At 73.4% G+C, this 11876-nt stretch carries 10 protein-coding genes; 1 reads left to right on the forward strand and 9 read right to left on the reverse strand.

What is annotated here, in order from left to right; translation table 11 throughout:
* Positions 1–111: 111 nt before the first annotated feature.
* The 4 genes from G6R25_RS06765 to G6R25_RS06780 all read right to left on the reverse strand — a co-directional run bounded on the left by G6R25_RS06765 (position 112) and on the right by G6R25_RS06780 (position 2873).
* Entirely contained in the window at positions 112–288 is a 177-nt protein-coding gene (locus tag G6R25_RS06765) for a hypothetical protein (protein WP_163552294.1), read from the reverse strand.
* Between the two features lie 120 nt (positions 289–408).
* A complete protein-coding gene (locus tag G6R25_RS06770) occupies positions 409–897 on the reverse strand; it encodes a ribose-5-phosphate isomerase (protein WP_163552295.1) in 489 nt (162 codons plus the stop codon).
* 19 nt (positions 898–916) lie between these two features.
* Positions 917–1597: a DsbA family protein gene (locus G6R25_RS06775; RefSeq protein ID WP_163552296.1), complete on the reverse strand. Its 681-nt coding sequence runs from the start codon at positions 1595–1597 to the stop codon at positions 917–919.
* 46 nt (positions 1598–1643) lie between these two features.
* A complete protein-coding gene (locus tag G6R25_RS06780; protein ID WP_336500779.1) occupies positions 1644–2873 on the reverse strand; it encodes an AI-2E family transporter in 1230 nt (409 codons plus the stop codon).
* A 532-nt stretch (positions 2874–3405) separates the two neighbouring features.
* On the opposite strand from G6R25_RS06780, the gene pepN reads away from it, so the two are divergent.
* Complete coding sequence (gene pepN / locus G6R25_RS06785; protein ID WP_163552309.1) at positions 3406–5952, forward strand: aminopeptidase N; 2547 nt, start codon at positions 3406–3408, stop codon at positions 5950–5952.
* Between the two features lie 86 nt (positions 5953–6038).
* On the opposite strand, the gene G6R25_RS06790 is transcribed toward pepN, so the two are convergent.
* The 5 genes from G6R25_RS06790 to G6R25_RS06810 form a co-directional block, all read right to left on the reverse strand.
* Complete coding sequence (locus G6R25_RS06790; RefSeq protein ID WP_163552297.1) at positions 6039–6470, reverse strand: DUF5130 family protein; 432 nt, start codon at positions 6468–6470, stop codon at positions 6039–6041.
* On the reverse strand, positions 6457–6783 hold the full coding sequence (locus G6R25_RS06795; RefSeq protein WP_235825839.1) for a hypothetical protein: 327 nt from the start codon (positions 6781–6783) through the stop codon (positions 6457–6459). Before G6R25_RS06795 ends, G6R25_RS06790 begins: the two co-directional genes overlap by 14 nt.
* A gap of 124 nt (positions 6784–6907) precedes the next feature.
* Positions 6908–9271, reverse strand: coding sequence for a 4-alpha-glucanotransferase (gene malQ, locus G6R25_RS06800; protein WP_163552298.1), 2364 nt, complete (start codon positions 9269–9271; stop codon positions 6908–6910).
* Complete coding sequence (locus tag G6R25_RS06805; protein WP_235947645.1) at positions 9268–10767, reverse strand: HAMP domain-containing sensor histidine kinase; 1500 nt, start codon at positions 10765–10767, stop codon at positions 9268–9270. The genes malQ and G6R25_RS06805 overlap by 4 nt, the downstream gene beginning before the upstream one ends.
* Before the next feature lie 242 nt (positions 10768–11009).
* Positions 11010–11741, reverse strand: coding sequence for a response regulator transcription factor (locus G6R25_RS06810; RefSeq protein ID WP_136447257.1), 732 nt, complete (start codon positions 11739–11741; stop codon positions 11010–11012).
* Between the last annotated feature and the right edge of the window lie 135 nt (positions 11742–11876).

The following is an 11876-nucleotide window of genomic DNA, read 5'->3' on the forward strand; positions in this document are numbered from 1 at the left end:
CCGCCTGGCCGCACCGCGGGGATGGCCGCCGAAGGAGGGCTCATGCCACGATCGGAACGCGCCGACCGCCCACGGGCACGACCGCCGCACCCCGGCGATCCCGACGCCCAGCTACGCGGCCTGGTCGGCGCCGGCCACTCGCGGCTGCCCCCGGCGATGGCGATGCGGGCGCGCGATGTCGACCGGCCCAGCGAGGACGACCTCGTCGAGGCGGAACGCGCGGTGGTGCTGCGCCGCGGCCAGCGAACCGCCCCGGCAGCCGACCCCGCTGTCCGGACGGTCGAGCATGGGCTGGCGCCAGAGCAGGGACAGCCGGTAGAGCAGGGACGGGGTGAGGGGGGCCGGCCGCGGCCGGCGCGCCGGCCCGCGCCTGCGCCCCGACCGGACCCCGCCCCGACGGCCAGCGGGTCAGGACGCCGGGGACGCGGTGCCGGACGCCGAGGGGACCTCGCCGGTCCGCTCGTAGGCGAACAGCATCCGCAGCCGGCGCACGTGCCGCTGCTCCCCGCTGAACGGCGTCGCGAGGAAGACCTCCGCGAACGCCAGCGCCTCGGGGACGGTGTGCATCCGGGCACCGAGACTCAGCACGTTGGCGTCGTTGTGCTGGCGGGCCAGCGTGGCGGTCTGCTCGCTCCAGACCAGCGCCGCGCGCGCACCCACGACCTTGTTCGCCGCGATCGCCTCGCCGTTGCCGGAACCGCCGATGACGATGCCGAGGCTGTCCGGCTCGGCCGCGGTGGCCCGCGCCGCCGCCAGGACGAACGGCGGGTAGTCATCGTCGGGGTCGTACTCGTCGGGACCATGGTCGACGGGCGCATGGCCCAGTTCCACCAGGCGCTCGGTGAGCGCCGCCTTCAGACGGAAGCCGGCATGGTCAGAACCTAGATGGACGCGCATGATGCGTCATCATGCCTGATCACGTGAAGATCGGTTCCGTCTCCCGGGAGCGCTTGAGCTCATAGAAGCCAGGCGTGCCGGCGACCAGCAGCACTCCGTCCCACAGCCGGCCGGCGTCGGCGCCCTTGGGTGCCGGGGTGATGACCGGGCCGAAGAACGCGTTGTCGCCCACCGCGATGACCGGGGTGCCGACGTCCATGCCGACGCGGCCGATGCCGTCGGCGTGGCTGGCCCGCAGCTTCGCGTCCCACTCGGTCGAGGTCGCCGCGGCCGCGAGCGCGGGATCGGCGCCCGCCTCGGTCAGCGCGGCGACGAAGACCGCCTCGTCGAACTCGGCCTTCTCCACGTGTCGGCGACGACCGAGCGCGGTGTACAGCGCAGCGAGGATGCCCTCGCCATGCCGCTCGGCGGCGGCGATGCAGATCCGCACCGGGCCCCACGCCTTCGCCAGCAGCGCCGCGTACTGCTCGGGCAGGTCACGCCCCTCGTTGAGCACGGCGAGGCTCATCACGTGCCAGCGGACCCGGACCGGGCGGACCTGCTCCACCTCGACCAGCCAGCGTGACGTCAGCCACGCCCACGGACACATCGGGTCGAACCATAGATCGGCGACGACCGTGCCCGGATTGGTCTCGGTCGTCGCCGACGCCGGTGCCGGGGTCAGGGTCAGGGTCGGTGCCGGCGGGGTCTCAGTGCTCATGGATGGCCTCCTCGATCGACAGCTCCGCTTGCCGGGCTGCAACCGGTCAGGGCGGCTGACGCTTCCCGGTCGCGGCCAGATATCCCGCGACCCGGTTCACCACGGCGACGAACGGCACGGCGGCGATCGCCCCGGGGATGCCGGCCAGCACGCCACCGGCGGACAGGGCGATCACGATCGCGAGCGGGTGCAGCTGCACGGCCCGGCGCATGACCAGCGGCTGGAGCACGTGCCCCTCGAGCTGCTGCACGGCCAGCACGACCCCCAGGATGATCAACGCATCGGTCACCCCCTGGGAGACGAGGGTCACCAGAACGGCCGCCACGCCGGCCACCGTCGCCCCGATGATCGGCACGAACCCGCCGAAGAAGGTCAGCAGCGCCAGCGGCGCGACCAGCGGCACGCCGACGCCGATCAGCCCGATGGCGATACCGATCGCGTCGACGGCGGCGACGAACACCGTCCCCCGGATGTAGCCGGTGATCGTGTGCCAGGCCTCGCGGCCCGCCCCGCGCACCCGGTCCTCCGCCGCGTCCGGGAAGCGGGTGACGATCCAGCTCCAGATCCGTTCGCCGTCGTAGAGGAAGAAGAACGTCGAGAACAGGGCGACGAGCAGGCTCGTGAGCACCTCGGCGGCCACCGACGCGCCGGAGATCACCCCGGAGACCAGCCGGCCGCGGTTGTTGGCCAGGTTGCGCCGGATGTCGTCGACGAGATCATCGAGCTGGGTCTGCGACAGGTGCAACGGCCCGTCGGTCAGGTAGCCGCGGATCTGCTCGACGCCCTCGCTGACCTGGTCGGAGACGGTCGGGATCTCGTTGGCGGCGTTGAACCCGACGGCGACGGCGGCCCCCGCGAGCACGGCGAAGAAGATGAACAGCGCGACGAACGCCGCCCCGAGCCGCGGCAGGCCGAGGCGCTGGAGCCGATGCGCCAGCGGGTGGATGAGCGCGGCGATGAGGAGCCCAGCGATGATCGGGATGACCACGATCCGGACCCGGCCGACCACCATCAACAGGATGTAGATCGCCGCGCCGGTGACGATCAGGCGCCAGGACCAGCCGGCCGAGACCCGCAGAGCCAGGGGGACGAGCTCCTCGGCGCGGCCCGGGGGCGACTGCTGCGCACCGCCGCCGCCACGGCGGGCGGGTGGCGGCTTGGTCTCGTCCGGCACATCCGGCCCGGCGGGCCGCGCGGCCCGCAGCAGCCACAGCCGGCGGGGGACGATCCCCTGCCGCTGGCCCGTGCCCACCCCCGTGGCGATGGCTGCGGCCACCGAAACCGCGCCGCCACCCGCACCCGCACCGGTGTTGCTGTTGGCGTTTACATCTGCGGCCTTACCCGGATCGCCACCGGCACCCGGGCCGTCGTCGGTGGCTGACCTGCCGCCCGGCCCGGCGGTCGTGCTCCCGTCCGAGCCCGGTTGCACGCCGACGGCGCCCGTCCCGGATCCCGTCGAACGCCGACGAACGGGCACACGGCCCAGCCCGGCGACCCGCCTCACCCGAACCCCCTCCGCCCGCAGCGCTCGCACGGATACCTCGGACGGACGCCCACGCCCGGACGTTCCCGCCCGCGGGTGCGGGACATGTCGTCATCGTGCCCCACCGGCCCCGCGGCCGGAGAACCTACCCCGCACGAATCGCCATAATCCGGAGCTTGGCTCAGTAGACGCGATCAGGTGTGGCCCGAGCGGACCACCTCCACCGGCAGCATCCGGTCCCGCCCGTGGCGTGGGAGACTGGAACCACGGCAACGATCGTGTGTCCATGCCTGCCGAGAAGTCCGTGCCTGCCGAGAGGAACCGGGTGCCCAACAACCTCACCCGCGACGAGGCGCGCGAGCGCGCCCGCCTGCTCAACGTCGCGTCCTACGACGTCGAACTCGACCTGACGACCGGCCCCGGGACCTTCCGTACGACGACCGCGGTCACGTTCACCTCCCGCGAGTCGGGGGCGTCGACGTTCATCGAGCTCGCCGCCGCCCAGGTCGACGAGGTCGTGCTCAACGGCAGGTCGCTGGACCCCGCCGCCGTGTTCGACGGCGAGCGCATCCGGCTCGACGACCTCGCCGAGTCCAACCGGCTCACCGTGGTGGGCGACGGCGTGTACTCGCGCACCGGCGAGGGGCTGCACCGCTTCGTCGACCCCGTCGACGAAGCCGTCTACCTCTACACCCAGTTCGAAACGTACGACGCGCACCGGATGTACGCCTGCTTCGACCAGCCCGACCTCAAGGCGACGTTCACCCTGACGGTGACGGTGCCGGCGCAGTGGTCGGCCATCTCCAACAGTGCGGTCGCGGAGGCCGCGGAGGCCGCGATCGGCGTGCGCACCATCCGGTTCCTCACCACGCCGGTGATGTCGACGTACATCACCGCGCTCGTCGCCGGTCCTTACCACGAGGTCCGCGACCACCACGACGGCATCGACCTCGGGCTGTACTGTCGGCAATCGCTGGCCGAGTTCCTCGACCCGGCCGAGATCTTCGAGATCACCAAGGCCGGATTCGACTTCTACCATCGCGTGTTCGACTACCGCTACCCGTTCGGCAAGTACGACCAGCTGTTCGTGCCGGAATTCAACGCAGGCGCGATGGAGAACGCCGGCTGCGTGACATTCCTGGAGGAATACGTCTTCCGGGCCAAGGTCACCGAGGCCCGCCGCGAGCGCCGCGCCGAGACGATCCTGCACGAGATGGCGCACATGTGGTTCGGCGACCTGGTCACCATGCGCTGGTGGGACGACCTGTGGCTCAACGAGTCGTTCGCCACCTACATGTCGGTGCTGGCGCAGGTGAGTTCCACCCGGTTCACCAACGGCTGGACGACCTTCGCCAATGCGGAGAAGGGCTGGGCCTACCGTCAGGACCAGCTGTCCTCCACCCACCCGATCGTCGCCGACGCGCCCGACATGAACGCGGTGCGCACGAACTTCGACGGCATCACCTACGCCAAGGGCGCCTCCGTGCTCAAGCAGCTCGTCGCCTGGGTCGGGCAGGAGGAGTTCCTGGCCGGGCTGCGGACGTACTTCCGCCGCTACGAGTACGCGAACACCTCCCTGCGCGACCTGCTCGACGAGCTGGAGAACGCCAGCGGCCGGGATCTGACAAGCTGGTCCGCCGAGTGGCTGGAGACGACGGGCGTCAACACGCTGCGCCCGCGCTTCTTCACCGACTCCTCCGGCCTGTTCACCTCGTTCGACGTGGTGCAGGAGCCGCCGAGCGCCCCGCCGACCGCGTCGAAGGCGCTGCGCCCGCACCGGCTCGCGATCGGCCTGTACGACCGCGACGCCGCCGGCGCGCTGGTCCGCCGCGAGCGCGTCGAGCTGGACGTGACCAGCGAGCTCACCGAGGTGCCGAAGCTCGTCGGCGCCCGTCAGCCGGACCTCATCCTGCTCAACGACGACGACCTCACCTATGCCAAGGTCCGCCTCGACGAACGGTCGCTGGCCACCCTCGTCGAGTCGATCGGCGCGATCTCCCAGTCGCTGCCCCGGACGCTGTGCTGGGCGGCGGCGTGGGACATGACCCGGGACGCGGAGCTCGCCGCGCGGGAGTACGTCCGGCTCGTGCTGTCCGGGGTGACCGCCGAGGACGACATCGGCGTGGTGCAGTCGCTGCTGGCCAAGGCCGACCTCACGATCGACGCCTACGGTGAGCCGGCGAACCGCAAACCCGCGCTGCGGGCGCTGGCCGAGCGCGCCGAGGCGCTGGCCCGCTCCGCGCCGCCCGGCAGCGACGTGCAGCTCGTCTACACGACCACGTTCGCGCGGGCGGAGGACGCCGAGCAGGTGGCCCGGGTGCGGGCACTGTTCGAGGGCACCGACGTCATCGAGGGTCTCGTCCTCGACACCGAGCTGCGCTGGACGTTGCTGACCCAGCTCGTCGCGCGTGGCGTCTACGGCGACGCGGAGATCGACGCCGAGCTCGCCCGGGACCGCACCGCCACCGGCGAGAAGCGCGCGGCCACCGCGCGGGCCGCCCGCCCGAGCGCCGAGGCCAAGGCCGCCGCGTGGTCCGCGGTGATGGACTCGGACGAGCTGTCCAACCACCTGGCCGTCGCGACGATGAGCGGCTTCTGGATCTCCGACCAGTTCGAGCTGACCCGGCCCTACATCGACCGCTACTTCGACGAGATCGGCGGGATCTGGGAGAACCGCAGCTTCGACACGGCCTCGACCATCACCCAGATGCTCTTCCCGTCCTCCGTCATCGAGCCGGAGACGGTCGCGAAGGTCGACGCGTACGTCGCCGGCCGCAACCCGGTCCCGCCACTGCGCCGCGCCCTGCTCGAGGGCCGCGACGGTCTCGTCCGGGCGCTGGCCGCCCGCGCGAAGGACACCGCCGCAGCGTAGGACGCCCGCTCGACGCCGCTGACCGGCACGCCCCGATCCAGGGTGTGCCGGTCAGCGAGTGGTCACGAGTGGCGGGGCACGCCGGGTCAGTGGGAGGCGGGGCTGCCCCCGGAGGTGGGGTTGTCCCCGGCGAGGCTGCCGGGGGCGGCGGAGCCGGCCGCCTCGCCGAGCTGGCGGATGCCGGTCGTGAGGCCGCCGACCAGGTCGCCGAGGGAGAAGCTGGAAGTTATCGTGAGCGCGGCGAGGCCGGACGCGGAGTCGCTGATCCGCTTGCGGGCCGCGGGGGTGGTGGCGACCCGCACGAAGCACTGCCCCGGCGAGACGATGATCAGCACGGCGGGATCCCGGACCGGGTCCTCGACCAGGGTCGACAGGATCCGCTCCGCGGCGAGACGCACGTCGCCGCGCACCGACCCGAGCCGGACGCCGAAGCGGATACCGCTGTGCTTCTGGGCAAGTTCCAACGCTCGGTTCAGCCGCTCGAGCTGCTCCGAGGTGAACGCCTCACCAGTTGCCACTGGCACCACCCGCGCCGGGGACGGCCTTCTCGGCCCGCTCGCCCTCGATTTCCTCCGGCTTGGTGCCGATCCAGACCTCGTCATGTTCCCAGGGCTGACCCGGCCGGTAGCGCGCCGGCCCGCTCTTGCGGCTGGACCAGGCGGCGAACAGGATCGCGATCAGGAACCCGCCGACAATGGTCCCACCGTAGATCCCCCAGGTCTGCAGGGCGGAGAGCGGATCGGGGTTGTACTTGGTCCCGATCTCCCCGGCGGAGGCGGCTGCCGCGAAAACCGGCAGCGTGAAGAGCGTGAGGCCGCCGACGGTCAGCACCCGGCGCAGGGCGGTGCCGCGCCGCGACGCTGGACGGGCGCCCGACCCTCGCGACGAATGGATCATACCGGCGGAGGGCAGCCAGCGGGACCAGCGCGGTTGACGTGGAGTCACGCAGCGAAGGTTACCGGGAAGTGGGTCGAGGGTCCTCTTTCAGGGGTGCCGACGGTCCCCTCCCAGGGGTGAGAAAAGCCCCATCGGCAACGGATGCGCCACGCACCTCGGCGAGCAACGCGCCGAGACGTGCTACTGCGGGATCGGTGCGCAGGCGTTCCACCGTGACCTCCCCGCCGTCGGCGTCGCGCACCGGCAGGCGCCAGTTGGGATAGGCGTCGACCGTGCCCGGCAGGTTGGGCTGGTGCAGGTCACCAAAGGCGTCGCCGGGGGCGGCCAGCACGATGCGGCACGGTGAGCGCACCAGCAGCCGGTGCAGCGCGAAGACGAGCTCGGTGCGGACCTGCGGCGTGAACTGCGCGCCGTCCGCGGTCATGTCGGCCGGCCCGGTCATGTCGGCCGGCCCGGTCAGCAGGCCCTCGGCTCGCAGCAGGTCGAGCAGCGCATCCCGCTCGGCGCGCCAGCCGCCGGTCTCCGCCTGCTCGGACCGCCCGAGCAGGCCCAGACCGGCGCGTAGGCGCACATGCTCGCCTTCGAGATAGCCCGCCGCGGTGGGCAGGTCGTGCGTGGTGACGCTGGCCATCGTCGCCGCCCGGTACCGCGTCGGCGGCAGCGGGCGGCCGGAGTCGTCCTGCTCGAACCACAGCACCGTCGACCCGAGCACCCCCGTGCGCGCCAGCGTCGTCGCCACGGACGGCTCAACGGTGCCGAGGTCCTCGCCGACGACGACGGCACCGGTCCGCGCGGCCTCCAGCGCGATCAGCCCCAGCATCGCCTCGGCGTCGTAGCGGACGTAGGTCCCGTTCACCGCCCCGGCGCCCCGCGGGATCCACCACAGCCGGAACAGGCCGAGAATGTGGTCGACCCGCAGCCCGCCGCCACGGCGCAACACGGCGGCCACCATCTGCCGGAACGGCGCGTACCCGGCGTCGGCCAGCGCCTGCGGCCGCCACGGCGGCAGTCCCCAGTCCTGGCCCTGCTGGTTGAACGTGTCGGGTGGGGCCCCCACCGTGGCGTCGACGGCGAGAACGTCCTGCAACGCCCATGCGTCCGCCCCACCCGGATCGACCCCGACAGCGAGATCGTGCACGATCCCCGCGGCCATCCCGGCGCCGCGGGCGGCGGCCTGCGCCGCGGCGAGCTGGGCGTCGCAGCACCGCTGCAGCCAGGCGTGGAAGGCGATGCGGTCGGCCAGCTCGACGCGGGCGGCGGCCACGGCGGGTGTGCCGGGATGTGCAAGCTCCGCGGGCCACACCCGCCAGTCCGGCCCGTGCCGCTCCGCCAGCGCGCACCAGGTCGCGAAGTCGTCGAGCCCCTGGATAGCCGCGTCCGTGTCACCGTCCGGCCCGCTGCGGTCGTCGGGGTCGCTGCCGTCGTCAGGTCCGCTGCGGTCGTCGGGGCTGCTGCTGCCGCCCGCCGCCCGGAACAGCAGCTCCAGCGCGGCGGACTTCGCCCGCCACACGGCGTCGCGATCGAGCAGGCCGTCCGGCCGGCCGTCCCGGCGGGCCTCGCGGGCGAACTCGTCGACGACGGCCCGGGTTCGCTCGTCGACCCGCGCGTACTCGGGTGTCGCCTCGGGCCGCAGGTAGAGCGGCGCGGCGAAGCGGCGGCTGACCGGCGAGTAGGGCGACGCGGCGACCGGCAGGGTCGGGGCGGCGGCATGCAGCGGGTTGACGAGCAGCACGTCCGCACCCGCCTGGCCGGACCAGTCCACGAGATCCACGAGGTCGGCATAGTCGCCCATGCCCCACGAGGACGCCGACCGCAGAGCATAAAGCTGGATCATCCAACCCCAGGCCCGCGCCGGCTCGGCGAGCGCCGCGGGACCGGGCACCGCGTCCGGCACGGCGACGACTGCGCAGCGCAGCCGCCGCGAGCCCACCGCGACATGCAGCACGTGGTCACCCAGCGGCAGCCCGGCGGGCAGGGTGAGCGGCCGGGCCTCCCACGGCTCGCCGTCGAGGTTGCGGCGTTCGGCGGGGTCTCCCGGCGGGTCGAGGGGGATCCGCCGGCCGCTGTCGAGTTCCAGTTCGGCTCGGGCCGCCGTGCCGGCGGGCAGGTGGACGACAATCGGACGCGGCGCGGCGGCCGACACCACGGCGCAGGCCGGCAGCCGGCGCCGCCAGGGCGCCTCTCGGGCTGCGGTGAGGGCTGCCGCCGGGTCGCTCGGATCGATCCCCAACAGGCGCAGGACCGCCCGCACGGTCCGCGGCGCGGCCTGCACGAGCGCCCCCTCCGCGTCGCGGTACGCGGTCGCGACCCCGGACACCTCGGCGAGATCGACGAGGTCCCGGTCGGCGGCCAGATCGCTGGCAGCCAGATCGCTGACGGAGTGCTCGAGCGGCCGGGACCGGGCGGGATCGTCTGGGCTCACACCCCAGGATTCTCGCCGCGGGGCCCGGCCGGCGACACCCCATCCGCCGGCGCGGGGGCCGGCGAGCCTGTGGTAGGAGCTCCGTCGGCCGGCCGCCGCCACGCCAGGTCGGCGTCCAGGCCCGCGGCACCGCCCGCCAGCATCAGCGCGTCCCGGGGGTCCGAGGGGTCGGGGGTAGCCAGCGGCAACCGCATCCGCAGCAGGGCCCCGCCGCTCGGCGAGCCCTCCGCGGTCACGGTGCCGCCGTGGGTCTGCACGGCGTCGGCGACGATCGCGAGGCCGAGCCCGGATCCCGGCAGCCCACGCGCCGAGGTGGCCCGGTAGAACCGATCGAAGACCTGGGACCTCTCCTCCGGGGCGATGCCCGGCCCGTCGTCGGCGACGGTCACCTCGCCGTCGCGGGTGCGCACCCGCACGACCGAGGCCGGCGGGGAGAACTTCACCGCGTTGTCGAGCAGGTTCGTGACGGCTCGTTCGAGCATGTTCGCCCGGCCGTCCACCGGGGAGCTCACGGCGTCGACCTCGATCTGGATGTCCTTGCCGGTGGCGCGGCGGCGCACGCGTTCCGCGGCGGCGGCGACGATCTCGGCCAGGTCCAGTCGCTCCACCTCCTCGGTGGGCACCTCGTCCCGGGCGAGCTCCACGAGCTCGCTGACCAGCCCGGACAGCTCGCGCATCTGGGCGTCAACGTCGCGCAGCAGGGCCGCGCGGTCGGCCGCGGGCAGCGCTCGGTGCGGGTTCGCCTCGGCCCGCAGCAGCAGCTCGATGTTGGTCCGCAGGCTGGTCAGCGGGGTGCGCAGCTCGTGGCTGGCGTCGTCGACGAGCTGGCGCTGGCGGGCCCGGGAGGCCTCCAGCGCGCGCAGCATGCTGTTGAGGCTCTCCGCGAGCCGGGTGATCTCGTCGGACCCGGTCACCGGGATCAGCGCCGAGAGGTCCTGGGTGCGGGCGACCTCCTCGGCGGCCGCCGCGGCGGCGTCGACGGGTTTCAGGGCGGCCCTGGCCACGATCCGGCCGGCCAGCGCCGAGCCGACGACCCCGGCGACGCCGACGACGAGCAGCACCAGCCCGAGATCGCGCAGGGTGCGGTCGACGTCCGTCGTGGGCCGGGCGAGCTGGAGCGCCCCGCCGGACGCCGGGCGTTGCAGCGGGACGGTGACCAGCCGGTAGGACTGGCCGTCGATGGTGACCGTGCGCAGGTTCTGGGCCCGTTGCCGGCGGGCGACCTCGGCGTCGGCGGGGTCGACCGGGATCCGCACGCTGTTCCAGGATGAGACGGCGTTCTCCAGCGGGTTGCCGGAGGCGCCGAGGAACTGGCCCTCCAGGCCGAAGCTGAACGCCTGCAGGCCGAGTCCCAGGCCCAGCGAGTTGGTCTGGATGGTGTCCGCGGACGCCTCCGCCTGCTCGATGAGCTGGTCGTCGATGGCCTGGTTGAGCACGATGCTGGTGGCGCCGAGGGAGACCCCGGCGACCACCGCGACCGCGGCGGCCACCGCCATGCCGACGAGCAGCGCGAGCCGCGCCCGCAGGGTGAGCCGGCTCAACGGTGAGGAGAACCTGAGCCGAGATCGCTGTCTCGGCCCGACCCGGCGGGCGAACCCGTCGCGCCGGACGGCGCCCGGCGGCCCGGGCTCGCCGCCGCCGGAGGGCGCGGGGTAGGCCAGCACCGGCCGTCCCCAGGATCGCGGCGCCGCCCCCGGCGGCTCCGCCTGGCTGCCCGGCGGTCCCCCGCCGGCTCGCGTCACCCGCGGTCCCCCACAGGTTCACGCAGCACGTAGCCGACGCCACGCACCGTGTGCAGCAGCCGGGGTTCGCCGCCCGCCTCCAGCTTGCGTCGCAGGTAGCTCACGAAGACCTCCAGCGAGTTGGAGGTGGGGCCGAAGTCGTAGCCCCAGACCCTTTCCATGATCATAGAGCGGGACAGCACCTGCCGTGGATGGCTGAGGAACAGTTCCAGCAGTTCGAACTCGGTCTTGGTCAGGGTCAGCTCACGCTCGCCCCGGGTCACCTGGCGGCTGGCCTGGTCCAGGTCCACCCCGCCGTAGCGAAGCACCGAGCCGGGCACGCCGCCCGGCCCACCGACGCCGCCCGGCCCGGCGGCCCGGGCTGCGAGCGCCGCCCGCCGGGTCAGCGCCCGCAGCCGGGCGAACAGCTCCTCCAGGGCGAACGGCTTGACCAGGTAGTCGTCGGCGCCGACGTCGAGGCCGCTGACCCGATCGGCGAGGCCGTCGCGGGCGGTCAGCATGAGCACCGGGACGTCGTCGCCGCGGGCCCGCAGCTGGCGGCAGGTCTCCAGCCCGTCGATGCGAGGCATCATCACGTCGAGGACCACGATGTCCGGCTGGTCGCGGCCCACCGCGTCGAGGGCGTCCGCACCGTCGATCGCCGTCGTCACCTCGTATCCCTCGAATCGGAGCGAGCGCTCCAGGGACTCCCGGACAGCCGCGTCGTCGTCCACCACCAGTACCCGCACGGTTCCAGTCTGCCTGTGCCGGGTGGGCGGGTGGAACGCCCCCGGGCCGTCTCAGGAACACCTACCGCGATCTTCAGGCCGGCTTCAGCCAAGCCGCCGGCCCGGATCCCCGGCGGTGGCTGGGGATCCGGGCCG

The organism is Candidatus Frankia alpina (assembly GCF_902806485.1).
Classification (GTDB): Bacteria; Actinomycetota; Actinomycetes; order Frankiales; family Frankiaceae; genus Frankia; species Frankia alpina.

Bases quoted from the DNA above. Each gene is read 5' to 3' on its own strand.
- G6R25_RS06765 (WP_163552294.1), bottom strand. From the start codon at position 288: ATGCTCGACCGTCCGGACAGCGGGGTCGGCTGCCGGGGCGGTTCGCTG.
- G6R25_RS06770 (WP_163552295.1), bottom strand. From the start codon at position 897: ATGCGCGTCCATCTAGGTTCTGACCATGCCGGCTTCCGTCTGAAGGCG.
- G6R25_RS06775 (WP_163552296.1), bottom strand. From the start codon at position 1,597: ATGAGCACTGAGACCCCGCCGGCACCGACCCTGACCCTGACCCCGGCA.
- G6R25_RS06805 (WP_235947645.1), bottom strand. From the start codon at position 10,767: ATGGCGGTGGCCGCCGCGGTCGCGGTGGTCGCCGGGGTCTCCCTCGGC.